This window comes from Flavobacterium tagetis, assembly GCF_016735615.1.
Lineage (GTDB): Bacteria > Bacteroidota > Bacteroidia > Flavobacteriales > Flavobacteriaceae > Flavobacterium > Flavobacterium tagetis.
Genome location: NZ_JAERSF010000003.1, coordinates 367,601 through 392,623, shown reverse-complemented (window position 1 = coordinate 392,623; position 25,023 = coordinate 367,601). Strand labels below are relative to the sequence as shown.

At 33.5% G+C, this 25,023-nt stretch carries 18 protein-coding genes; 4 read left to right on the top strand and 14 right to left on the bottom strand.

From position 1 onward, the window contains the following. Positions 1–21: 21 nt before the first annotated feature. Positions 22–939, top strand: a complete 918-nt coding sequence (locus JI750_RS15860; RefSeq protein ID WP_202004070.1) for a PorP/SprF family type IX secretion system membrane protein — start codon at positions 22–24, stop codon at positions 937–939. 12 nt (positions 940–951) lie between these two features. After that, the gene (locus tag JI750_RS15855; RefSeq protein ID WP_202004068.1) at positions 952–2,895 is read left to right on the top strand and encodes an OmpA family protein; all 1,944 of its coding nucleotides are present in this window, start codon (positions 952–954) and stop codon (positions 2,893–2,895) included. A 115-nt stretch (positions 2,896–3,010) separates the two neighbouring features. On the opposite strand, the gene JI750_RS15850 is transcribed toward JI750_RS15855, so the two are convergent. From JI750_RS15850 to pyrR, 6 genes are all read right to left on the bottom strand, one after another. Further along, the gene (locus tag JI750_RS15850) at positions 3,011–3,496 is read right to left on the bottom strand and encodes a CAP domain-containing protein (RefSeq protein WP_236673084.1); all 486 of its coding nucleotides are present in this window, start codon (positions 3,494–3,496) and stop codon (positions 3,011–3,013) included. A gap of 207 nt (positions 3,497–3,703) precedes the next feature. Then, positions 3,704–4,348, bottom strand: coding sequence for a pyridoxamine 5'-phosphate oxidase (gene pdxH, locus JI750_RS15845; RefSeq protein WP_202004064.1), 645 nt, complete (start codon positions 4,346–4,348; stop codon positions 3,704–3,706). Between the two features lie 178 nt (positions 4,349–4,526). Beyond that, positions 4,527–5,432: a ribonuclease Z gene (locus JI750_RS15840; RefSeq protein WP_202004062.1), complete on the bottom strand. Its 906-nt coding sequence runs from the start codon at positions 5,430–5,432 to the stop codon at positions 4,527–4,529. A gap of 52 nt (positions 5,433–5,484) precedes the next feature. Beyond that, positions 5,485–5,817, bottom strand: coding sequence for a hypothetical protein (locus JI750_RS15835; protein WP_008468866.1), 333 nt, complete (start codon positions 5,815–5,817; stop codon positions 5,485–5,487). Between the two features lie 136 nt (positions 5,818–5,953). Next, positions 5,954–6,880, bottom strand: a complete 927-nt coding sequence (locus JI750_RS15830; RefSeq protein WP_029273654.1) for an aspartate carbamoyltransferase catalytic subunit — start codon at positions 6,878–6,880, stop codon at positions 5,954–5,956. A gap of 107 nt (positions 6,881–6,987) precedes the next feature. After that, positions 6,988–7,527, bottom strand: coding sequence for a bifunctional pyr operon transcriptional regulator/uracil phosphoribosyltransferase PyrR (gene pyrR / locus JI750_RS15825; protein ID WP_008468864.1), 540 nt, complete (start codon positions 7,525–7,527; stop codon positions 6,988–6,990). 199 nt (positions 7,528–7,726) lie between these two features. Between pyrR and JI750_RS15820 the strand changes: the two genes are divergently transcribed. After that, positions 7,727–8,503 carry a DUF5457 domain-containing protein gene (locus tag JI750_RS15820; protein WP_202004061.1) on the top strand — a complete coding sequence of 259 codons (777 nt, stop codon included), beginning with the start codon at positions 7,727–7,729 and terminating at the stop codon, positions 8,501–8,503. A 131-nt stretch (positions 8,504–8,634) separates the two neighbouring features. Then, the gene (locus JI750_RS15815) at positions 8,635–8,808 is read left to right on the top strand and encodes a hypothetical protein (RefSeq protein ID WP_008468862.1); all 174 of its coding nucleotides are present in this window, start codon (positions 8,635–8,637) and stop codon (positions 8,806–8,808) included. A gap of 70 nt (positions 8,809–8,878) precedes the next feature. Here JI750_RS15815 and JI750_RS15810 read toward each other — a convergent pair whose 3' ends face one another. From JI750_RS15810 to JI750_RS15775, 8 genes are all read right to left on the bottom strand, one after another. Continuing rightward, positions 8,879–9,931 (bottom strand): energy transducer TonB, encoded by a 1,053-nt coding sequence (locus tag JI750_RS15810; protein WP_202004058.1) that lies wholly within the window; start codon positions 9,929–9,931, stop codon positions 8,879–8,881. A 287-nt stretch (positions 9,932–10,218) separates the two neighbouring features. Then, complete coding sequence (locus JI750_RS15805) at positions 10,219–11,838, bottom strand: ABC-F family ATP-binding cassette domain-containing protein (protein ID WP_202004055.1); 1,620 nt, start codon at positions 11,836–11,838, stop codon at positions 10,219–10,221. A gap of 277 nt (positions 11,839–12,115) precedes the next feature. Next, on the bottom strand, positions 12,116–12,886 hold the full coding sequence (locus tag JI750_RS15800) for a TlpA family protein disulfide reductase (protein WP_202004053.1): 771 nt from the start codon (positions 12,884–12,886) through the stop codon (positions 12,116–12,118). A 126-nt stretch (positions 12,887–13,012) separates the two neighbouring features. Next, positions 13,013–13,690 carry a DUF3592 domain-containing protein gene (locus tag JI750_RS15795; protein ID WP_202004049.1) on the bottom strand — a complete coding sequence of 226 codons (678 nt, stop codon included), beginning with the start codon at positions 13,688–13,690 and terminating at the stop codon, positions 13,013–13,015. A gap of 259 nt (positions 13,691–13,949) precedes the next feature. Further along, the gene (gene chiA, locus JI750_RS15790; protein ID WP_202004046.1) at positions 13,950–18,686 is read right to left on the bottom strand and encodes a T9SS-translocated chitinase ChiA; all 4,737 of its coding nucleotides are present in this window, start codon (positions 18,684–18,686) and stop codon (positions 13,950–13,952) included. 493 nt (positions 18,687–19,179) lie between these two features. Further along, positions 19,180–21,246: a beta-N-acetylhexosaminidase gene (locus JI750_RS15785; RefSeq protein ID WP_202004044.1), complete on the bottom strand. Its 2,067-nt coding sequence runs from the start codon at positions 21,244–21,246 to the stop codon at positions 19,180–19,182. Positions 21,247–21,403: 157 nt separating this feature from the next. Then, positions 21,404–23,341, bottom strand: a complete 1,938-nt coding sequence (gene nagB / locus JI750_RS15780) for a glucosamine-6-phosphate deaminase (protein WP_202004041.1) — start codon at positions 23,339–23,341, stop codon at positions 21,404–21,406. Between the two features lie 102 nt (positions 23,342–23,443). Further along, positions 23,444–25,021 carry a RagB/SusD family nutrient uptake outer membrane protein gene (locus tag JI750_RS15775; protein ID WP_202004038.1) on the bottom strand — a complete coding sequence of 526 codons (1,578 nt, stop codon included), beginning with the start codon at positions 25,019–25,021 and terminating at the stop codon, positions 23,444–23,446. Positions 25,022–25,023 lie beyond the last annotated feature (2 nt).

The window sequence follows — 25,023 nt, the reverse complement described above, 5'->3', positions numbered from 1 at the left end:
ATTAAATTAATAAAATCTACTATGAGAACAAAATTATTTTTCTTCGTCATTCTGTTAGTTACATGTTCAGGGTATTCACAGCAAGACGCTCAGTATACACAATATATGTATAACACAATCAGTATAAATCCTGCCTATGCAGGTTCTCGTGGAGCACTTAGTATTTTTGGTCTTTACCGTACTCAATGGGTTGGTCTTGACGGAGCGCCAGAAACAAGCAGTTTCTCAGTTAACTCTCCACTAAATAATAGCAGACTAGGTATAGGAGCTTCATTAGTAAATGACAAAATTGGTCCTACAAATGAAAACAACATCTCAGTCGATCTATCTTATACAATTCAGACATCTGCAGATTTTAAACTTTCATTTGGTATTAAAGGAACTGCAAATATCTTCAACTTAGATGTAAACAAATTAAATCCTGCAGATCAAGGCGATCCTCAGTTTCAGGATTTAAATAATAAATTCTCTCCAAATGTTGGTGCTGGAGTTTATTGGCATTCTGATAAAGCATATATAGGCTTTTCTGTCCCTAATTTTATTGAAACAAATCGTTACGACGATAATGATGTTGCGATTTACAAAGACAAAATCAATTACTATTTAATTGGAGGTTATGTTTTCGATCTTGATAAATATCAGTATATAAAATTTAAACCCGCTATTTTAACTAAAATGGTTCAAGGGGCACCGCTTCAGGTAGATGTATCTGCAAATTTCATGTTCTATGATAAATTTATGATTGGTGCAGCCTATAGATGGAGCGCTTCTTTGAGTGCTATGGTCGGATTTCAGATTACAGACGGACTTTATTTAGGTTATGGCTATGATCGAGAAACTACCAAATTAAATAATTATAATTCAGGTTCACATGAGATATTCCTGCGTTATGAATTCTTCTCAAACAAAGGCAAAATGACAACTCCTCGTTTCTTCTAAAAATAAGGTATCATGAAAAACTATACACTACTTTTCGTTACAATTATAGGCGCTTTTTCATTTAGCTGTTATGCTCAGCAGTCAAAAATAAATTCTGCAGACAAGAAATACGATAGCTATGCCTATGTAGACGCAATAAAAATTTATGAAAAAGTTGCGAATAAGGGCTACAAATCTGAAGACATGTTTAAAAAACTGGGAAATGCCTATTACTTTAATTCAGATTTTCAAAATGCGGCAAAATGGTACGGCGAATTATTTGCAATGAATCCGAATCCCGAACCAGAATACTTTTTTCGATATGCGCAGTCCCTAAAGTCAACTGGTGATATGGCCAAAGCCAATAAGCTTTTGGAAGATTTTAATGCCATTTCAAAAAATGATAATAGAGGAAAGCTTTATAAAGAAGATGCAAACTATATGGACCAGATAAAAGCTAATTCTGGGAGGTACCAGATAGAAGACGCTGGTATAAATAGTAGGTACTCAGATTACGGATCATTTGTTTACAATAACAAAATTTACTTTGCTTCTGCAAGAGACACCGGAAATTTTATAAAACGTAAACACAAATGGACAGGAGAATATTTTACCAATATCTATGATGCCGATTTAGACCCTGCAACAGGCGGAACATCTAAAGTAAACAAATTTAAGTCGGCTATAAATACCAAATTTCATGAGGCTTCTCCTGTTTTTACAAAAGACGGAAAAACAGTCTATTTTACCAGAAACAATTTTATTGATGGAAAAAAAGGAAAAGACGAAAGCAAAGTCACATTAATAAAACTTTATAAAGCAGAACTAGGGAAAGATAATAAATGGACCAATATTACCGAGCTTCCTTTCAATAGCAATAATTATAGCACGGCTCACCCAGCTCTTAGTCCAGACGAAAAAACTTTGTATTTTGCTTCTGATATGCCTGGTTCTATTGGAGAATCTGATTTATATAAAGTAAACATAAATTCTAACGGTGGTTATGGTCCGCCGGAAAATCTCGGAAATACAATTAATACAGAAGGAAAAGAAACATATCCTTATTTAACTTCTGAGAACGAGATTTATTTTGCTTCTGACGGACATCCTGGTTTAGGAGGTTTAGATGTTTTTGTTGCCAACATTGATAAAAATGGAAAAATAAGTAATATTCAAAATTTAGGTGCAGATGTCAATTCTCCAAAAGATGATTTTGCTTATATTATTGATCCTGAAACAAGAAGAGGCTTCTTCTCTTCCAATAAAGACGGCGGTCAAGGATCTGACGACATTTATAAATTCCTGGAAACAAGAAGACTCAGATGTACACAAGAGCTGTACGGAATAATATCAGATGCTGAAACAGGAGCTGCGCTTCCAGGGGCAAAAGTTACATTATATGATGATCAAATGAATCTAAAAAATTCTGCAGTTGCAGATGGCACTGGCTTATATACCTTTGATGTAGAATGCGGAAAAACGTATTACGTAAGAGCAGAGAAACCTGAGTACACAACAAGAGAATTGAGTGTTACTATTGAAAAAACAAGTGGCAAAACTAATCTTCCGATCGCTCTGGAAAAAGCAACCTGCAAAGTTACAGTTGGTGATGATTTAGGAAAATGTTTCGGTATTAAAATGATTTATTTTGATTTAGATAAATCTAACATTAGAACAGAAGCTGCTTTAGATCTAGAAAAAATACTAGCTGTTATGAACGATTATCCAAACATGAAACTAGACATTCGTTCGCACACAGACAGCAGAGCTTCTCATCAATACAACGAAGCTTTATCTGATCGAAGAGCAAAATCAACTGTACAATGGCTCGTTAAAAACGGAATTGCTCCAAACCGATTAACCGGAAGAGGTTATGGAGAAACCGAGCTTGTAAATAAATGTGCTGACGGAGTTCCATGTACTGAAGCAGAACATCAGGCAAACAGACGAAGTGAGTTTATTATTACAGCATTATAACCTTAAAAAGACATACAGAAAAAGCTGCCTATCGGCGGCTTTTTTTAATTTAAAAAGTCGTTACAATTCTATGAATCACAACGACTTTTAAAAAACCAACCTGTTCAATAAATCTTTAAAGCTTAACAAATATGTTAGTATAATATTTTTTTCCTGTAGCAGAATCTGTTGTCACAGATAATCCGAAATGGGTATAATCGCCAACAATATTTTCTTTGTGGCCTGGGCTATCAAGCCAAGCTCTTACTGCCGCCTCAGGAGTTTTATAATTGTAAGCAACATTCTCTCCTACTTTTTTCGCTCCTAATACATTAGTCATATTAGTAGACCTAGCAACAAAATCGTTATGGTCTACAACATTATTTTCAATCATATACTTATTATGTTCCTCACATTTATAAGATATATGATTAATTCTTTCTAAGGCATTTAAACCAACACTCACACGGTATTCGTTTATCAACCTCATTGTTTCTATTTCGGTATCGTTATATGTGTAGTTTGCAACAAGCGTTTCTGTTGGAGTTGTAGAATCCGAGCTTGCTTCGGCAGTGTCAGCAGAACATGCGTTCATTGCGACTAAAATCGCAATGAACAACATGGTGCGCATAATCTTTTTCATAATCATCAGCATTTTAGCGGTTTAAAGTAAATGTTGGGGCAAATCCTTTAAATTTATCTTTGAATAAATATCGTTTGCGTTATTTGTATTCCAAACGTATTCAATTTACCGTTAAAGTGCAAAAATAATCGATGAAATGCACTTATTTTTTTATTTCATATATAAAATTCCTACGTAAAAATACTTTTACGAAGATAACCTTTCAATCTTCCAAGAAAAATCTGACTGACTGGTATAACGAATTCGATCATGAAGTCTATTTGGTCTTCCTTGCCAGAATTCAACTTGAAGCGGAGTTACAATATAACCGCCCCAGTTTTCAGGTCTAGGAATTGCTTTTCCTTCAAACTCAGTTTCTAGTTTTTTTAAGTTTTCTTCCAAAAATGTTCTTGACGGAATTACTTCGCTTTGGTGAGAAACAATTGCTCCAAGTTTGCTTCCATCAGGACGAGAATCAAAATAATTATCAGAAATAATTTCTGATGTTTTCTGAGCGATTCCTTTAATGATAACCTGGCGCTCCATTTCTTGCCAAAAAAAGGACAAACAAATATTCGGGTTTGCTTCGATCGCTTTTCCTTTTTCAGAATTATAATTCGTATAAAATATAAAACCTTCCTCAGAAAATTTCTTCAATAAAACCACACGCGATTTTGGAAAACCATCTAATCCAATTGTCGAAACGGTCATAGCATTCACCTCTCCGCTTCCACCAAAATCTTCCACCTCATGAAACCATCGGTTAAAGAGATTAATCGGATCTTCCGGAATATTCGTTTCTAATAATTCACTCTTCTCGTAAGATTTTCTATAATTACTTAAATCATTCATGATTTATTATTTTAGATTGTTGACTTTAGACTTTAGATTTTAGATTTTTTTTTGTTTCTAGTTTGTCAGGCTGAACGAAGTCGAAGTCCTTCTCATTACAACAACCCTTAAACTCCGCTCAGGGCGATAATTACATACAAACTTAGCATCTTAGAACCTTAGTATCTTAGCATCTTTTTTAAAACTCAAAACTAACTCCATCATCTGCTAAAAGTACATTTGGAAAAACTTCTTCTGCTTCTTTTTTAAATGGCTCCAAACCATCGTAACGCGTTGAATAATGACCTAAAATAAGTTGTTTAACATTGGCTTTTAAAGCAATACTTGCCGCTTCTTTTGCTGTCGAATGCAGTGTTTTTTCTGCCAATCTTGCTTCAGATTCTAAAAACGTAGATTCGTGATATAAAATGTCTGTATTTTGTATAATCGGAATTATCTCTTCGTTGTAAACCGTATCTGAGCAAAAAGCATAACTTTTTGCTGGAGGTGGATCAAAAGTAAGTTTTTCGTTTTCTATTACTGTTCCATCATCAAGCGTAATGTCTCCACCATTTTTTATTTTCTGATAATAAGCAACATGAATGTTATAGCGCTGAACAGCTTCGACATCTAATTTTCTCTCATCTGGCTTTTCCTGAAAAAGATAACCATTGGTATAAACACGATGCTTTAGCGGAATTGTTTTCACAATGACCTTTTTGTCTTCAAAAATGACTTCACTTTGATTCGATTCTAATTCGTGAAAAAACAAAGAATAAGTCGTCCAAGATTCTGTCAATTTTAATTGAATTAAGATCAATTCCTTAATTCCTTTTGGCCCATAAATATGCAAATCTGTGGTTCTACCTAAAAGCGAAAAAGTCGAAATAGTTCCTATTAATCCATACAAATGATCGCCATGAAGATGCGAGATAAAAATGTGATTAATTTTTGAGAATTTAATCTTGTTTTTACGAAGCTGTACTTGAGTTCCTTCTCCACAATCAATTAAAAACAATCTGTTCTTAATATCTAAAACTTGCGAAGTCGGATTAGTAAGCGTTCTGGGAGTTGCGGCATAACAGCCAAGTATAGTTAACTTCATTTCTCAATTGATAATTGATAATTGACAATTATTAATTATCAATTGTTAATTCTTAAAAACCTAAGTCTCTTTCGATTTCTTCCATTTCGATAATATCATGAGCTTCTAAAAGAGAAGGCACTACAACCAATTTATCTGAAATAGCATTAAAATCAAGATCGGTTGCTACAATTACAAACGATTTTTTTGCTTTTTTCTGAACTTTAGAAAGTGGTAAAAAAGCTTTTAAATCATTTTCTGAAATATTAGAATCTGCCGATAAGTCGATTATAATATTTTGTTTTTCAAAGGTTTTAAATTGTTGCGTTACTTTTTCCAAGAAAGCATTTACATCTCCTTGCGTATCTTTAATCGTAACGGTATGTCCTTTTTGATCTACTTTCATTTTATATTTTTGAGGGGCTTATATTTGTTATGCTAATTTACTAAGTTTTTTTGTTGTTTCAAGTTTCAGGTTTCAAGTTTTACGCTCAGTGTAACACCTATTTCAAAACTGAAAACTGCGACTGAAAACTAAAAAACTATTGAATCTTAGAAGCCAGCAAATAAATAACCGCCATTCTAATCGCAACTCCATTCTCCACCTGATTCAAAATAACCGAATGATCAGAATCGGCCACCTCAGAAGTAATCTCTACTCCTCTGTTAATTGGTCCTGGGTGCATGATTACGATTTCTTTTCCTAGCGAATCCAAAAGTGGTTTGTCTACTCCATATTGTTGTGCGTATTCACGCGTTGATGGAAAAAAATTCACATCCATACGTTCGTTTTGTACACGAAGCATATTCGCAACATCACACCATTCTAATGCTTTTCTTAAATTTGGTTCAACTGTAACACCAAGCGATTCAATATATCTCGGAATCAATGTTTTTGGTCCGCAAACTTTTACTTCTGCGCCTTGCATCTGCAAAGCATATATGTTTGAAAGCGCTACGCGTGAGTGCAGAATATCACCTACAATAACTACTTTTTTTCCAGCAACATCTCCTAATTTTTCTCTAATCGAATAACTATCTAATAAAGCCTGAGTTGGATGCTCATGCGCTCCGTCTCCGGCGTTTACAATACTTGCTTTGACATTTTTAGATAAAAAATAAGCCGCTCCAGGATTAGAGTGACGCATTACAACCATATCAACTTTCATCGAAAGGATATTATTTACAGTATCAATCAAGGTCTCTCCTTTTTTAACCGATGACTGAGCTGCAGAAAAACTGATGACGTCAGCAGATAAACGTTTCTGCGCTAATTCGAAAGAGAGTTTGGTTCTGGTACTGTTTTCGAAGAAAATATTAGCAATAGTAATATCTCGTAATGAAGGAACTTTTTTAATCGGTCTATTAATGACTTCTTTAAAATGATCTGCCGTTTCAAAAATCAGGTTAATATCATTCTCATTGATATATTTTATTCCTAATAAATGATTTACGCTTAATTCTTTCATTGTGTGTGTTTATATGTTTAATCGTTGAATTGTTTAATCGTTTTTTTTTCAAATCGCTTAATCGGTGTTATTACCGATTAAACAATTAACCGGTTAACCGATTAAACTTAATTCGTCACTAGGTGAACAACATCTTCACCATCATTTTCTTTCCAGCTTACAATTACTTTTTCACCATTAATAGCATCTACCTGACGGCCTCTATAATCGGGCTGAATTGGCAAATGTCGGCTGAAACGTCTGTCTATTAAAACCAACAATTCAATTTCTGAAGGTCTCCCAAAAGATTGAATGGCAGTTAAGGCAGAACGAATGCTTCGTCCAGTAAACAAAACGTCATCGATAAAAATGACTTTTTTGTCTTCGACTATAAAATTGATTTGGGTTTTATTGGCTTCAAGCGGTTTATCAGTACGACGGAAATCATCTCTAAAAAAAGTGATGTCCAGATATCCTAGAGAAATTTCAGGAACCTTGTATTCGTTTTCTAATATTTGTTTTAAACGTTCAGCTAAAAAAACACCTCTTGGCTGAATTCCAACTAAAATAGTTTCAGAGAAATCAAGATGTTTTTCGATTAACTGACAAGCCAAACGATGGAGTATGATAGTAACTTCTTTCGAATTAAGTAATACTTTTTGACTCATAAGTAATTGTAATGTTTGGTTGCGCAAATATACGGAATCTGATTTTATTTGTTGGGGTGTCGGCTGGGGAAATATTCTTTATTAAAATATTTATATTTTTTCTAATCTTACTTGAAGTTCGTAATTATGCAAATTAATCTTATTACAAAAGAAATCTTACGGCAAGTAAAATAATTAATTATAAATTTCACATATTAAAATGAAGAAAAAAGAAATAGAAAATCAAAATCTTGAAAAAATCTTACTTAAGAAAATGATTCTTGACAATCCTAACCAACCAAAAAGATACACATTTTCAGCATTATATAGATTTTTTAATTATGAAACCTATTCTGAAGAAGAAATAAAAGAAGTATTAAATAAATTAATAAGTAAAAACATCATTCTGGAGAAAAATAACATTTACTCACTAAATAGAAATGATTTTTTTAGACTAAAAAACAAGTATAAATTTCACATTCTTTTAAATTCTGATTTTAACAAATTGGTTTTCCCCTTAATTATAGGTATAATAGCTTCTGTACTTTCAATGTTTCCTAAAATAACAAATCTTTTAACAGACAAAAATCAAGATATTGAAATACAAAACAAACTAGACTTTGAAATTCGAGAACTTGAGAAAAAAATTAATAGAGCATACATCATTCCCCAAAAAAAATATAATAAATCCGATACTATTAAAATTGAAATCTTAAAAATTCAAAAACAGTATTCTGAATTGTCTGAAAATGTGAATTCCCTAAACTCTTTATTGCAAGATAATCCTCGAAAATTTGTAGAAATAGCAGCAATGAAAAGAGATATAGAAGATTTAAAAAGAGAGATTAAATCTAATGATGAATCAATAAAAAGAGAAGTTGATCGTATTTCATCATATAACAACACATTAATCGCGTTTATGATAACATTTCTTGTTGCTTATATTGGTCTAGGAATTTTTAATTTCGTTAAAAAGAATGACAATTCGACAATATAATTTATAGGTCTCAAAATAAGTATTTATTTTAATTCAATAGCTCCAAATCCTAAAACATTTCCAAAAAATTCTATAACACATTTTGCCTATTCCTGAAGTAATTTTAAGTATCAATTTAAAATATCAGAATCATGCAAAATAAAATACTAAGATTGTTAATGGTTTTTGTAATACTGTTTTCATTTACAAGCTGTGAAGTTATAGGAGACATTTTTAAAGCCGGAATGGGATTCGGGATTTTTATCGTAATTTTTATTATTGCGATTATTATCTGGATTTTCGCTAAAATGTTCGGAAGCAAATAGTTTATCAATAAACAATAAAAAAAATCCCAAATTCCAATTTAAAACTTGGCGTTTGGGATTTTTCTATTTTTTATTTACTTGGAACTTTTAATACATAAACACATCTGACTTTTTTACCGTCTATCTTGGCGGGATTCCATTTTGGAGATAGTTTCAAAACCCGAATTGCTTCTGCTCCTGTTGCATATCCAATATCTTTAAAACAGCGAAAAGCAGATAAAGAACCGTCTTTTTCAACAACAAAATCCATATAAATTGTTCCTTGCAGCCCTTCTTGATTGGGCTTTACAAAATTTTTGGAGAAAAATTTATAGAATGAATCTATTCCTGATGGATAGCTTGGTTTTACCTCAACTTCTTCTAATTTATATATTTTTTCATTGTTAATTTTGTCCGTAGAGGTCTTTTTACTTTTTATCAAAACGCCGGCTTCTGTATATTCTTTCAATTCTCCTTCAATAGATTGACTGTCTGTAAATCTAGAACTTTTCAATTTTCCATTTGGATAGTATTTCTTTTCTATTTTATAGCTTGTATTTTTCGGATGAGTTAACTTGGCTTCAGTTATATCTCCATTTGAATTCCAAATCTTATATTCATCAAAAATGATAGTTTCTGAAACAAGTTTCTTATTTTCATAATTTGACGTTTTTATTTCTTTTTTATCCCAATTATAATCGATTTGCTCAACTAACGCTCCCAAAGAATCATACTTTTTTCTATTGAAAAATTGATGTCCACTTTTCGCATCCTTTCCAACATTTAAACTCTCTATAGTTTTTCCATTAGAATCAACCGCAGTCGTACTTATTAACTTGCCATTATTAAGCAATGTTTGTATTCCTAAAGTCCCGTTTGAGTTGTATTCTTTAAAAGTTCCGTCTACATTTCCTTTTTCGTTAATATAAAATTGCATTTTTCTACCATCCCTATTCATTTCATAAAACCCGTTTTTGAGTTTCGTTTTATTTGCATTTTCTATGCTTATAAAATTATTCGACAAGAAGCCATTGTTTAAATATGAAATCGACGACGAATTAATTTTATTATACTCCTGCGCTATGCCTACATGGAATGTAGCCATCAACAATAGTACTTTTATACCTTTTTGAATGTTCTTCATGCTCACTTGCTTTTTCTAAAATAAATATATTTTTCTTACAAATACAACACTTTATGATTGAATGAAAATTCACACGAAAAATTATTAAGACAAAAAAAATCCCAAATTAAAAATGGATTCTGAGATTTTTTTACGGGTATGGAACAAAGGTCAATCTTTGTTGAGCTTCTCGCGAAGATTTCTCCCTTCGGTCGAAATGACAAACTATGCGTAAAAGATATAGAATAAAAAATCCCAAATTCACAAAAATTGGAATTTGGGATTTTAATATTATTGCAATTTAAAAATTAAAGATTGTACATCTTTTTTCTTTGTTCTTGAATTTTTTCATCATCAAGATATTCGTCAAATGTCATGTAACGGTCGATAACTCCGTTTGGTGTCAATTCTACGATTCTGTTACCAACAGTTTGCGCGAATTCGTGGTCATGCGTTGTAAAGATTACAGAACCTTTAAAGTTTTTCAATGAGTTATTGAAAGCTGTAATAGACTCCAAATCTAAGTGGTTTGTAGGTTCGTCTAACATTAAAACGTTTGCACGCTCCATCATCATTCTAGACAACATACAACGTACTTTTTCTCCTCCAGATAAAACTCTTGATGTTTTAAGAGCTTCTTCTCCAGAGAAAATCATTTTTCCTAAGAAACCTCTAATAAATACCTCATCGCGCTCTTCTTCCGTTTTAGCATACTGACGTAACCAGTCAACTAAACTCAAATCGTTTTCAAAGTATTTATGATTTTCAGCTGGCAAATACGCTTGATTGGTTGTAATTCCCCAATCGAAAGTTCCAGAATCTGCTTTTTGTTCTCCGTTTAAGATTTCGTAGAAAGCTGTTGTAGCACGTGAATCTTTAGAGAAAAGAACGATTTTATCGCCTTTTGCCATATTCAAATCAACATCTTTGAAAAGAACTTCTCCTTCTACAGAAGCAGATAAGTTTTCTACATTTAAAATCTGATCTCCAGCTTCACGATCCTGATCGAAAATAATCGCAGGGTAACGACGGCTAGATGGTTTGATTTCGGCAATATTCAATTTCGAAATCATTTTTTTACGAGAAGTAGCTTGTTTCGATTTCGCCACGTTTGCACTAAAACGACGAATAAATTCTTCCAACTCTTGTTTCTTCTCTTCTGCTTTTTTGTTTTGCTGCGCACGCTGTTTTGCCGCTAATTGGCTAGACTCGTACCAGAAAGTATAGTTTCCTGAGTAGTGATTGATTTTTCCGAAATCAATATCAGAAATATGTGTACAAACCGCATCTAAAAAGTGACGGTCGTGAGATACAACGATTACAGTATTTTCGTAGTTTGCTAAGAAGTTTTCTAACCAAGCGATTGTCTCGAAATCCAAATCGTTGGTAGGCTCATCCATAATAAGCAAATCAGGATTTCCGAAAAGTGCCTGCGCCAAAAGCACACGTACTTTCATTTTTCCTTCCATGTCGCTCATTAAAGTATAATGATCTGCTTCTGTGATTCCTAAGTTAGATAACATGGCTGCTGCATCAGAATCGGCGTTCCATCCGTTCATTTCTTCAAACTGAACTTGTAACTCCCCTATTCTATCTGCATTAGCATCATTATAATCTAAATAAAGTTCATCCATTTCTTTTTTAACAGCATACAGAACTTTATTTCCCATTAAAACGGTTTCCAAAACAGTATGCTCGTCGAACATGTTGTGGTTCTGGTTTAAAACCGACATACGTTTTCCTGGCTCTAAATGAATATGCCCCGAAGTTGGATCAATGTCGCCAGAAATCACTTTTAAGAAAGTAGATTTTCCTGCACCATTTGCTCCAATAACGCCGTAAATATTTCCGTGAGTAAACGTAGTGTTTACTTCGTCGAATAAAATTCTTTTACCAAACTGAACTGATAAATTATTGACTGTTAACATGAATGTCTTTTTAATTAATTTGGTGCAAAAGTACGGAAAAAGGTTCAGAGTTGCAAAGAGGCAAAGGTTCAAAGTTTTTTATGCTGATGATGGGTTCTCGCAGAGGCGCAAAGGCGCAGAGTTTTGTTTTACCAATCTGATTGCTAGGTAATCTTGTCATTTCGACTGAAAGGAGAAATCGCACTAGTTGATCGACAAAGATTGAAGATATACTTTGTAGAGTTTCTCGTGCGATTTCTCCTTTCAGTCGAAATGACAAACTGTTTCTTAAATTCACCTAAAGCTTACTTTCCTTAGCCAAAGCCACTTCTAAACTCTCAAAATTAGGAAGCACTTTTGCAATCATTCCTTCTTTATTTAGAATGAAATGTGTTGGGAATGAATTTAGCTGTAAAGCATTATTCATATATTCTTTCATATCGGGAATTACAGAATATGAAAGTCGTTTTCTGGCTAAAAATGTTTTTAATTGTTCTGCTGAATCTTCGGCTAAACTCATAAAGACAATATCATTTCTGTCCTTATATTCTTCAACTAGTTTGTTGACTTGAGGGAATTCTCTAATACATGGTGTGCAGTGAATGTACCAGCATTTTATTACAATGAATTTTCCTTTCATGGATTCGTTGGTTACCAGATTTCCGTCTAAATCTTTGAATGAGAATTGCGGAAAAGCGGTTCCTTCCATTTTGTAGTTTTTAAAAGCATCAAAACCAATCTGGTTAATTGTTGCTTTTATACTTGTATCGGTTTTGGGCTGAATTTTGAAAAGCTTATAAACATAAATATTCGCTTCAGATTTTAATCTAATTGGAATGTAGTTTTCGTTTGCTAATTTATCTAGAAAAGCCTCTTTTGAGATTTCTTTTGATTCACTATCAAGTGAAGTGAAATCTCTAGAAAGCATAATTCCTTTATTATAAACCGACCATTGCTCGTAAGTTTTCTGAATTTGTAATGGATCAACTTCTGGATTTCCGAATTTATTTTGAGCAAAAGAAAAAGTAAAAACTAGAAATGTAATAATAATGGTGATTGATTTCTTCATTAGATTTAAGGCAATAATTCTGAATTCAAAAGTACGATTTTTTTAACCCTAAAGAACACAAATGATTTTCCCAAAGTTTTAATTCCGTATTTGTCTTTAAATCCTAATCAAGAAAAGCTTTAATTATTAATTCTTTACAGATAAAAAAGAAATATCCATATAATATTCTTCCGGATTTAATGGATCAATTAAAACTTCAATTTCCTGAGGAATTACAATATCTTTAGGATCAAGCCAAATATCTTCACTTTTAAAAACATAGGTCTTATTATTTATAGAATCCAACCATTTGCTACAAATAAAATAAGGATGACTGCTGTTGACAGTCACATGCATATTAAGCTGTAGTCCTTTAAATCTTGTCACAATGCGTTTGCCATTTTGCTGTAAAAAGTGTTTTTTCTTCCTTTTTAAATAATCGGATCTAAAAAATGAGAAGCTAACTAAAACGAAAATTGCTCCCATAATTCCTACAACTAATATTCCTAGATATAAAAAAAAGAAAGCATTTAATTTTGCTGTTTTAGGATTGTTCGGATCGTACAAAACTTCAACTTTTTCGCCTGGACTATAATTTAACGGATTATTATTGCTATCAGGCGTAAATTGAATCTGTGTGCCGTCTTTTGTAACAAAAGATATAGTTGGACTATTGGTTTCTACTTCATCTACCACAATACCCGGAACGGTACTTAACTTTTCTAAAAAAGTCTGTTTTTCTTTATAAATATAAAAGGCTTGCACCCATATTATCAAACCAATTATACAGAAAATATATTTCATAATAGAGATGCTATTTTTCATCTTACTTTAAATTTAAATATTACTGCAAAATACTTTTAAAAGAAATTACAGAGCACTATATATTCCATTTTTTATCAATATAACATAAAAAAACCTGGCAGTAAAAACTACCAGGTTCATAATGTGCATCTTTAGGCAAAAACCAAATAACAAATTACCTAAAGCCACATTTGTTAGAAATAAAATAGATTAAAACATAAATAACCAAACTCAATTTTAATCGTCCCGTTTTTTTTATTTCTAGATTTTCAATTATTTTTTAGTTTAAAAAGTTCATTACTTTAAGTGATTTCTTATGTCCCGATTTATCGGTTACTATCACAACAAAAATCTGTTTACTAGCAAAACTTGGGCAATTAAGCAGTACTTCTTTATTGTTTTGAATGTTTCTATGACTTGTAACATTCTGCCCTATCGTATTGAATACATCAACTTGAGCAATGTCTTCTGTTTCATTAGATACCGATAAAGTATTGTTTCTAAAATAAGCCACAGTTGTATTACTTTCAGCCGTAATATCGTCTAGAACCAATGTTTTTGCTGTGCCTTGCGATGCAAAATAAGCTGCATATGCTTTAGACAATTCAGATGAATTTCCGCAAGAAGAGGCATCCCAGTTTACAGACCAAGTCATTAAACCTCTTAAAGAAGGATATGGTCCGCCTGGCTGCATAGTATATGTTCTTCCAGAAAAATTGGTTCCGTTTCTTAAATAATCCATAGCATTGATTCCTTCTGTCGGAGTTAGATATCCGCTACCTGCTGCACTCGGACAAGCTGGTAATGCAATAAGAACTTTAGAAGCTGGCAAGCCATCAAAATGCATTCCTGTTGAAGCAATGTTATACCCTTTTATGATCATATCGGTTAAGGCTGTAACCATGTTTGCTTTCTTAGCTGTACCATAATACTGGCCGTCTAATCCGTTTTCTCCTCCTGTATTATACAATTGTACTGCTAACAAATCCAATTCGTTACGCAAGTTTTGAATAATTGGCAAGAACGAACCAAACGTATCTGTATAAGTAGTATATCCTCCTTGTACATATTGTGTTTCTGGTGCTGCAGTCAATAAGAATCCAGGTCCATAGTATGCTTTTAATTCTTTGAAAGCATCTACTACGTTTTTCAATCTTGGATAAGCAGAAATACCCACATAAGAAATATCTCTTAATCCTCCTGCACTAAAATTCATAGATCCGCCTTCAAAATCAATATCAACTCCATCAAATTGATATTCGTCGATAATTGCTTTTAAACCATTAACGAAAATATTTTTCTGAGTTACATTTTCTAAAACAACATGCCCATTTTGACCTCCAATAGAAACAATAACAGGAACTCCGCTATCTCTTAAAGTTTTTATATCATTTTTCAACAATTGCTTATCAAAAACGCCATTGGTCAAATATCTAGCGTCATTTGTAGTTAATATTGGCGTATAACCATCGCGATTAACTGTTTCTACGAAAGCGTAATCAACTACGTTAAATTTACTTCCTTTTATTTGAGAAAAATATAAGAATGGAGCTGAAGTATTTTCCCAAGAGTGCGCATACCCTAAAATAATTTTAGATGGAAGCGGAATAAATCTATTACCACTTATTGTAGCAATTTTAATAGTATTGTTTAATGTAGTTACAGCCGCTTTACTATCGGTTGCTTTAATTACAATTGGATAATCCTGATAAGCAGTTGGAGTAAAATTATATGTATAAGTATTATTTGTACCAGCTGTCATGTTAAACGTGCCACCATTTATGGTAATTGTAACACCAGAAACTGTTCCGTCACTATCAACAGCTGTAACTGAAATTGGCACAGCTTGGAAAGAGCTTTGGTAAACAGTTGTATTTGATGGCGAATTCCAAGTAATTACAGGTAATGTGTTTGGACAATTTGCACCTGAACAAGTTAATGTAAAACTATAAGTTTTTGCATCTGTTTGTCCGTTTGATGCAGTAGCAGTAACGGTTAACGTATGAGAAACTCCAAACTGATTAGCAACCGGTGTCCAAACCGATGTATAAGTTCCTGATGAATTGGTAGCACTTATAGTTTGTCCGTCTAAATTAAATACAACAGATGAGATTGTAGTCGCATCTGCAGCACTTAATCCAATAGTTGCCACAAAATTAATTGATGATCCTAAGTTTATAGCTACCGTCGAAGCTGTTGGAGCCGTAATAGCCACGACTGGCTTAGTCACAACCGTTGTTTGTGTATTGAAATTATAAACCGTTGGCGTTGTTGGAACTGCGAAGTTTGCCAGATTATTTGGGTAATAAGCTACTTCTCCATTTTGCCAAGAATTTAATTTCAAGCTTAAAATCTGATTATAACCTGCTACAACTGAATTATCAAAAGTATAGTTTCCTGAAGCATCTGTTGTTGCTAGAACGCTTTTCCAATTGTGTGTGTTGTCTGTCCATGGTAAAACGATTTCCACTTTTGCATTCGCAACAGGCGTAGAACCATTTTTCACAGTTCCGCTAATTAAGTTCGTCGCTGCCGCTAATGCTGCTTTAGCCGTTGAACTTGTATTAAAGTTGTAAACTGTTGGAGTTGATGGAACAGGAAAGTTTGCCAAATTATTTGGGTAATAATTTACTTCTCCATTTGACCAAGTATTTAATTTTAAACTTGTAATAGTTGTATAACCGTCTGTAACAGCATTATCAAAACTGTATTTTCCTTGTGCATCTGTTGTTGCCAGAACACTTTTCCACGGATGTGCATTATCTGTCCATGGCAAAACGATCTCTACTTTTGCACCCGCAACAGGAATAGTTCCGTTTTTAACCGTTCCGCTAATTTTACTTGTAGTTGTTGCAACATCTTGAGCAAAATTCAACGTTTTATTCGCATTCAAATTAGAATATACTGTTGAAGCTGGTGTAAATGTCTGACCAGTTAAAGCTGCCGTTACTGTATAATTTCCACCAGAAGCTAAAGTCAATGAATATGCTCCACTTGAATTGGTTGTTGCAGTAACATTTCCTGCAGTAGAAGATGCAGTAACTGTTACGCCAGAAACTGGAGTTGTTCCGTTAAGAACTGTTCCGCTTACTGTATACGTTACCACTGCAGCACCTTGTGTAAAGTTCAACGTTTTATTAGCATCAATTGCATTGTAAACCGTTGAAGCTGGAGTATAAGAGAATCCAGATTTTGCAGCGGTAACTGTAAAGTTTAAACCTGCTGTTAATCCTGCAACGCTATAAGTTCCGCTTGTGTTCGAAACTGCTGTTAAAGTTGTGCTTCCAGAAACTGCAGAAACGGTTACGCCCGAAACTCCTGTTGTTCCGTCTAAAACGGTTCCGCTTACAGTATAAGTTGGCTGAGATCCGTTGATTGTAACGCCAGTCTGATTAACTGTAACATTTGTTAAACTTACAGGAACAAAAGTATAACTAGCTTTTACAGCTGTTAACGAATAATTTTGTCCAGAAGTTAAATTATTAAATGTAAAGTTTCCTGTTTGAGAAGCCACTGTTTGGATAACTGCATTGGCTGCATTACGCAATTCAACAGTAACGTTTGTAACCAAAGCAGATCCGTTTTTTACAGAACCCGAAATGCTTACAGTTCCAGGAACAACGCTACCGAAAGAAGCATCAACTTGGTTTAATAATGAATTCGGAATTGCACCTCTGGTATCCTGAGATAATTCCCAAATCATACCTCCCGCTAAGTTTTTAGATTTAATGTATTGTACTTTTAAATCCATTGACTGTTTATCTTCGTAAGAAATAAACTCTTTTCTAGTAGCATTATATAAATAAGGAACTTTAGTAGTATTATCAAAATAACGAACCCATCCTGCCGAAGCTGCAGATGGCGTTACCATCATTGTATTTGGATCTAAGTAAGCATGTGAATTAGTAACTGGATTTCCGACTAAATCGCAGATTTCGATACTTCCAGATTTTTCACAAGCTCCAGAACCATCCCACGTTCCTGTTGGGTTTTGCGGATTTGTACATCCAGGAACTACATATCTTGGTGCAGAAACAAATAATCCGTTTGTAGAATTTGCAGCAACATTATCGAATTTTTTTCCATAGAAAGGCAATCCCATGATTAATTTATTCGCAGGAAAACCAATTACGTTTAGATATTGATTGGTTAATTCGTCTAATGATTCTGATTGCGTTGCGCCATACAACGGATCGTTTGGATTTCCACTTGCATATAAAGGAGCATTATAACAAGTTTTATCATACCAGTTACCTCCAAAATCATATCCGAAATAAGTGATATAATCACAATAAGTTGAAATGTCTTCTGTCATTCCGTATTGTGCTCTATTGTTTGGCCCTAAATACTGTTTAGCAACATTTCTAACATTGTTTCCAGCAGCAATCGTAACCAGTTTATTTGGCATTGCCTGACGCATTGCTTTTAATAAAAGAACTAAATTTTTATTATCATCAGGACTATATTTTTGTGGAGGAACAGGCGCACCATTTACTATTTCTGTACCATCAGTTCCGCCAGAAAGAGGATATTCCCAATCAATATCGAAACCGTCAATAAATGGATATGTAGTAATGAAGTTTGCCATATCTGCTGCTAAAGCTGCTCTTGCTACAGGACTTGCAGCAATTGGAGAAAGATCTTGACCTTTTGTCCAGCCTCCTACAGAGATTAAAATTTTTAAATGAGGATACTTTTCTTTCAATTTCATTAAGTCATAAAAGTTTCCTTTTACTGGAGCATCCCACGGAATACCGCCTTCCATATGCTCATAATCAGCATAAGTGTCCAAACATTTTAATTTTGTATTCTCAGGATGTGCGGGATCATAAGTTGTCCCATAAAAAGAATAATTTAAATGCGTCAATTTACTTCCATCGATTTTCGGAACATTAAAATCCCGAGCATAAATAGACCATTGCGCATAATACCCCACTACTTTTTTTCCATGGGCTGGTTGTGCCAACGCAAGTAAGGGAAACAGTAACAAAAAGAGCAATCTGTAATAATGTTTCATAATTAATAAATATTAGTTAATAGAAAATAAGTAATTGGGCCACAGCAGCTTTAAGCTTCTGGGTTTCGCTCAACTGCAGGTTGGAAGGCTGCTGTCGATTGGAAATAAACTCAAATTAAATTCTATAGATAAATATTACTATTACTGATTTTTACATAATCATTAGCCAATAGTAGTGATTGATATTTATTTATAATTTTTTAAAAAATTAATGTTAAATACAAATGATAAATTTGGGACGACTCATCAATCTATACTCTTTTTTTTGTCATGTTTTGTTGTATTCTCTCTATTTGGTTTTTTTAAGGTTAATACTCCGTTATTGGTTATTTTTTTTAGTTTATGAATAATTACTTTATATATAGATCTACAAAATAGATCTTAAAATTTTAATCGTAATTACCTCTGCCACAAATCATGGCAGAGATAATCAACACTCTAAAAAAACATTAGCAGTCTTAAAAACGTACTAAATACTAATTCAAATCCAACTCTAAATTAATTTCTTCAAACTCTCATAAACAGACAGTTCTACATCTGCATGATCTTTTGTATTGCATTGTTCAATCAATTTTTTCAGATCTGCCGGCGCTAAAGTTGATTTATTATCTAAAACCAATAATAATTCCTGAGAAGCATCATTTAGTTTTTTAGACAATGGTAATATTGGTTGCACCAATGGCGCATTATTGCTTAATTCTGTTAATCCTTTGTGAACTGCAATCCATTTTGTAAAAAAGGCTACTACTTTGGCTTTGTTATCTGCCGACTTATTTGCTAAATATTGGCTTACAGCTGCATCAAATGCAAGAGCATCTTTTGCGTCTGGCCCGCAAGCGTCTGCAAATAAGGTAAACGGAGAATACATTTGATATTCTGTTCCGCCTTTATTTCTAGTATATCCTTTCAAAGGTTCGCTTACATTAGAGAACTCTTCCAATGATTTGATATCTTGATTGTTTGCAATATTTCTTAAAATCACATCTTTGTTTCGAATATGTGTAATACCCAATTCTTCTAATCTAAAAGAAATATTTTCTAAGCGTTTACGCATATTCTCAACATCAACAACATCTTCTGCCGACCATAATCTTTCTGCAATTGCTGCGGTTCTTGGCCAAATTCTTGAATCAATAGTTGTCGGTGTAGCCAATTCTGTCCACATTGTAGCTTCTCCTCCTAGAATTCTTGCTTTTTCATCATTGGTCAAATTAGCTCCTTTTGGCATTGGATCGTTTAAGTAATGGCTTGCAATTGGATACATCAAATCGATATAATATCCGTTTGATAAAACTGTTTTATATCCTTTTTTAACAGCATCTACAAGAGATTGTCCAGCAGGCATTCCTTCATTTGGACCTCTCCAAGAATGTACAATAGCTTCTTTAGACAAATCTTTGGTTAAAATTTCTTCCCAACCCATCAATTGTTTTCCGTGTTTCTTTAACATCGGTGCTAATTGCATTGTGAAATACGTTTGCAATTCGTGGTTGGTTTTTAAATTATGTTTCTTTTTAAATTCTTGAATCTTAGGGTTTGCATCCCAATCTTTCCCTTCATTCTCATCTCCTCCGATATGGAAATAAGCACCTGAAAACAAAGGACAAACCTCATCAAAAACTTCACTTAAAAGCTGGTATGTTTTAGGATTTGAAGGATCTAATGTTGGCGAAAAAATACCCGCATTTCTTTCAATTCCATAGGTAGCGATTGCTGTACCTTGAATATTTTTTTCGGATGTTCCTCCTGTCAACGTGATTACTTTGCTGCCAATTTCTGGATAAGCCGTTAAAATTGCAGATCCGTGACCTGGAACATCTATTTCTGGAACAATTAAAATACCGCGCTCATCAGCATATTTTACGATATTTTTAATTTCCTCTTGTGTGTAATACATTCCATCCGAAGCTAATTGAGTAAACTTTGGATGTTTTTTCATTTCAATTCTCCAACCTTGATCATCAACCAAATGCCAATGAAAAACATTCATTTTCATAGCCGCCAATGCATCAATATTTCTTTTAACAACATCAATTGGCTGAAAATGTCTAGAAACATCCATCATCAAACCTCTCCATGTAAATCTTGGAAAATCTGAAATTTTTGAAACTGGAAAATAAAATGATTTTGAATTGTTTTGAAGCATCTGCAACAATGTCTCCAAACCATGTAAAGCACCTAAATCACTTGAAGCGTTTAGAGTGATTTTATTTGAAGCGATATCTAAATGATAGCTTTCGTCTTCGTATAAACCAATTTTACCGCTTTTGGTACAATTGATCTGTAATTCTGCATTTGGAACTTCATTTAATTTTTCAATAAAACCTTGTTCGAAAAATATACCTGTTCTACCATCTAAACGGCGCAAAAAACGAGTTACTCCTCCAAAAATTCTTGGATTTGGATTTCCTGTAATGTTTACTTTAAAATTTTTATTCAAATTAAAATTACCGTCATTAATAACAACATTCTGAGGCCAAGGCATAAGATTCAGTTGCTCTTTCTGGACTTGAGCTCCTGCTGATATACCTGCAAATAATAGTACAAATAGATATTTCATTTTTCTTTTTTTTGGGTTTGGATAGTTTTTAATAAGTATCCTAAATTTATATAAAAAACAAAACTCAGAATGATTTCAGCTTTTACCTCACTTTGCTATGAGATCAATCTGAATTTTGCTATTTGATTCATTTCATTATAAATGAATCGGTATTTTTTTAGTAATCAAAACGTTTAAATGCTTCAATCGCTTCATATTCAGCCAAACCTAATTCATCATATAAGATGGCTGTATTTTTATTTCGATCTTCTGCTCTAACCCAGAATTCACGAGAGTCATTCCCTTGAAACATTACTCTATCTTTTTGAGACTGATGATGTAAAATGGCATGACGTTTTAATAAAACTTCAGACGGACTTAAAGGAACAGCCATATCTATTTCATGAATGTCCCATTCGTGCCAAGCTCCTCTATAAAGCCATAACCAACAGTCATTCATATATGGTTCTGTTTTAAGTTCTTTTAATGCGGCAAAAATGGCATTTAAACAAACCTCATGCGTTCCGTGCGGATCTGCTAAATCTCCAGCAGCAAAAACCTGATGCGGTTTTATTTTTGCGATAATATCTTTTACAATAGCAATATCTTCTGGTCCTAACGGATTCTTTTTAACTTGTCCAGTTTCATAAAAAGGAAGATCTAAAAAGTGTGTGTTTTCATCTTTCAGTCCAATATATCTTGTTGCTCCGTAAGATTCTCTTCTTCTAATCAATCCTTTTAATTTGCGAACTTCCAAAGAATCGATTTGGTTTTCAGATTTGTTATTTAAAAACTCGATAACCGATTTGAAATTGATATCTGATTTTTCATCACCGATAAAATCACTGGCTACTTCTGCAAATTTTAAAGCTTCATCATCTGAAACTGCAATATTTCCTGAAGTCTGGTACACTACATGAACATCATGCCCTTGTTTGATTAGCTTAGAAAATGTTCCTCCCATAGAAATCACATCATCGTCTGGGTGCGGACTAAAAAGAATTACTCTCTTTTTTGCAGGATTTGCCCTTTCTGGACGAAATGAATCATCTGTGTTTGGTTTACCTCCTGGCCATCCTGTAATGGTATGTTGCAGAATATTAAACATGTTAATGTTCATATCATAAGCAGAACCTTCTTGGGCCAAAAGATCAGACATTCCGTTATTGTTATAATCGCGGTCTGTTAACTTTAGAATAGATTGTTTTGTTTTTTGACAAAGCCAAACAATAGCTTTACTTTTTAGTTCAGGTGTCCAAAGACATTCGCCAACTAACCAAGGTGTTTTGAAACGAGTTAATTCTGATGCAGCAGACTGATCTAAAACAAAAGTTGCATTTGGATGATTTTGTAAAAATGTAGCAGGAACTTCTGAACTAATATCGCCTTGAACTGTTCTTTTGATAATATCCGCTTTGTTTTGTCCCCAAGCCATCAAAACAATACGTTTTGATCTCATAATGGTTGAAACTCCCATTGTTATGGCACGTTTCGGCACATTATCAATACCATTAAAAGCTGATGATGCATCGACTCTTGTGATATGATCTAAGGTAATAATTCTTGTTCCTGAATTGATATGCGAACCTGGCTCGTTAAATCCAACATGTCCTGTTCTACCAATTCCTAACAATTGAAAATCAAGACCTCCAGCATTTTTAATATTCATTTCATAGTCAATGCAATATTGATTAATTTCATCAATTGCCACTGTACCATCAGGAATATTAATATTTTCAGGTTTGATATCAATATGATTAAAAAGATGCTCATGCATGAAATAATGATAGCTCTGATTGTTCTCCTTAGTCATTGGATAATACTCATCCAAATTAAAGGTAACTACATTGCTAAAACTAAGTCCTTCTTCTCTGTGCATTCTCACTAGTTCCTCATAAACTTTGATAGGAGAAGAACCTGTTGCAAGACCTAAAACACAAGATTTATTTTTCTCCTGCTTAGATCTAATTAGCTGCGCAATTTCCTGTGCTACAATTACAGAAGCCTCAATAGAATTTTTAAAGATTTCGATATGAATTTTTTCAAATCGAGTTTCTTCAAACTTTCCCGCGCTTTTGTAACTAATATCAGGTTTTATTTCTAAAGCACTTTTCATTTCTTTTCTTTTTTGTAGTAATTACCATTTTGGCTTTAAGAATGGTATAGATAGCTTTCGCCATCTATACCATACTACTAACCAAACTTAATATTCTCGTTTTTAGAAATTTGGAGCATTAACATCCCACCAAGTTCTAGTTCCACCATTATCAGGACCGTTAAGTTTTGCAATACCTGTTTTAAGACCTTCTGGATTTCCGTCTTTTTCAGTAGAAACAAAGTTTATTCTTCTTACACCATACTCTGTAGTAATAGCGCCAGCACTTTGGTTGTTAAGAATTGGTAATAATTTAGGGTAACCTGTTCTACGGTGCTCAGCCCAAGCTTCCATACCGTCAGGGAAATTAGCAATCCATTTTTGAGTAATGATTTTTTGCAATTTCACTTCGTTACTTGCAGCTTCATCCCAAGCAACAGTTACTTTATTTACAGCTAAACCACTATTGAATGGAGCAACTGGATCTACATAATCTTTAGCTGTTTTTACATTATTTGCAATATAGTCAGAAGCACCACCTACAGAAAGCTGTTCAAAAGAAGCCGTAATACCTGCTTTGTAGAATGTTGCTGCGTCACCGCCCATATTCCAGCCTCTTAAAGCTCCTTCTGCTCTTAAGAAGTAAATCTCAGCTGCATTTAACCAAACAACTTGTTTGTCTTCATCTATTATCTTACCAAAGTTCGAAAACTTAATGTGTTTTGACTTATCACCAAGAATACCACCAGTGCGAATTCCTTTATATTCTCCAGGAAACTCTTCTGAAGTTTTAAAATAAACACTTATTCTAGGATCACTGTAACCTCCCATGATAGACTCCATATCTGCAGACATACGACTATCATTATATTCGTAAGCAGCAACTCTAAGTGGGTGTTGTGAAACATCTTTATTCACAATAAAGCTGTCTGCATTTACTGTCATTACACCAAATTTTTGGCTAATTGCTTTTTCGGCTTCCGCTTTAGCTAATGTTGGATTAACTTTTACAATACGCATTGCTAATCTTAAACGTAAAGAGTTTGCATATCTAACCCATTTTGTATAGTCTCCTTTATAAGTCGAACGATCGATTTTTGTAAAAGAACTTGCTTCTCCTGCATCAATTCTTTTTGTTAATTCTGTAACAGCAAAATCTAAATCTTTAAACATTAAGCCATAAGCTTCTTCTTGAGAATCATACCCAATTGCTGCATCTGTAGTACCTAATTTAGAATAAACTATTGGTCCCCATGAATCTGCAGCTTTATGTAAAGTCTGTACTTTAACTATTGTTGCCAAAGCATAAAACTCATCATATTTTCCTTTAGATGCCGCTTCAACTTTTAAGTAATTTGCCATTACTTGCGTGTAAATAGCTTCCCAACCCCAAAGGTTCCAGTTGTCAGCAAGCGCATAAGAAAGATTATTATTACCGTCAAAACCTGGTGCTGTAGTATATCCACCCCAAGTGTTACCCGATAAATCAATAGCCACCTGATACTTCCACCCTGGTACATTTACCATCACGTTGTCAAACATCGTAGTAAAAGGCCCTTTAATATGATTAAAGTCTTGCGTTAGTTCCTCTTGTGTAAAACCATCAGGATTACTATTAATCTCGTCAAAATTATCTGTACAACCAACTAAAGCCAAAAGACCAAGACAGATTAGTGATTTTTTTATATTATTTGTTTTCATGA

What these genes read in the sequence shown, in the direction of transcription:
- JI750_RS15805 (WP_202004055.1), bottom strand. Translation starts at nt 11,838, where the DNA reads ATGTTAACAGTCAATAATTTATCAGTTCAGTTTGGTAAAAGAATTTTA.
- JI750_RS15830 (WP_029273654.1), bottom strand. Translation starts at nt 6,880, where the DNA reads ATGAAAGAATTAAGCGTAAATCATTTATTAGGAATAAAATATATCAAT.
- JI750_RS15835 (WP_008468866.1), bottom strand. Translation starts at nt 5,817, where the DNA reads ATGAAAGTAGATCAAAAAGGACATACCGTTACGATTAAAGATACGCAA.
- JI750_RS15840 (WP_202004062.1), bottom strand. Translation starts at nt 5,432, where the DNA reads ATGAAGTTAACTATACTTGGCTGTTATGCCGCAACTCCCAGAACGCTT.
- JI750_RS15785 (WP_202004044.1), bottom strand. Translation starts at nt 21,246, where the DNA reads ATGAAATATCTATTTGTACTATTATTTGCAGGTATATCAGCAGGAGCT.
- JI750_RS15820 (WP_202004061.1), top strand. Translation starts at nt 7,727, where the DNA reads ATGAAGAAAAAAGAAATAGAAAATCAAAATCTTGAAAAAATCTTACTT.
- JI750_RS15800 (WP_202004053.1), bottom strand. Translation starts at nt 12,886, where the DNA reads ATGAAGAAATCAATCACCATTATTATTACATTTCTAGTTTTTACTTTT.
- pyrR (WP_008468864.1), bottom strand. Translation starts at nt 7,527, where the DNA reads ATGAGTCAAAAAGTATTACTTAATTCGAAAGAAGTTACTATCATACTC.
- pdxH (WP_202004064.1), bottom strand. Translation starts at nt 4,348, where the DNA reads ATGAATGATTTAAGTAATTATAGAAAATCTTACGAGAAGAGTGAATTA.
- chiA (WP_202004046.1), bottom strand. Translation starts at nt 18,686, where the DNA reads ATGAAACATTATTACAGATTGCTCTTTTTGTTACTGTTTCCCTTACTT.
- JI750_RS15860 (WP_202004070.1), top strand. Translation starts at nt 22, where the DNA reads ATGAGAACAAAATTATTTTTCTTCGTCATTCTGTTAGTTACATGTTCA.
- JI750_RS15795 (WP_202004049.1), bottom strand. Translation starts at nt 13,690, where the DNA reads ATGAAAAATAGCATCTCTATTATGAAATATATTTTCTGTATAATTGGT.
- nagB (WP_202004041.1), bottom strand. Translation starts at nt 23,341, where the DNA reads ATGAAAAGTGCTTTAGAAATAAAACCTGATATTAGTTACAAAAGCGCG.
- JI750_RS15815 (WP_008468862.1), top strand. Translation starts at nt 8,635, where the DNA reads ATGCAAAATAAAATACTAAGATTGTTAATGGTTTTTGTAATACTGTTT.
- JI750_RS15775 (WP_202004038.1), bottom strand. Translation starts at nt 25,021, where the DNA reads ATGAAAACAAATAATATAAAAAAATCACTAATCTGTCTTGGTCTTTTG.
- JI750_RS15810 (WP_202004058.1), bottom strand. Translation starts at nt 9,931, where the DNA reads ATGAAGAACATTCAAAAAGGTATAAAAGTACTATTGTTGATGGCTACA.
- JI750_RS15850 (WP_236673084.1), bottom strand. Translation starts at nt 3,496, where the DNA reads ATGTTGTTCATTGCGATTTTAGTCGCAATGAACGCATGTTCTGCTGAC.
- JI750_RS15855 (WP_202004068.1), top strand. Translation starts at nt 952, where the DNA reads ATGAAAAACTATACACTACTTTTCGTTACAATTATAGGCGCTTTTTCA.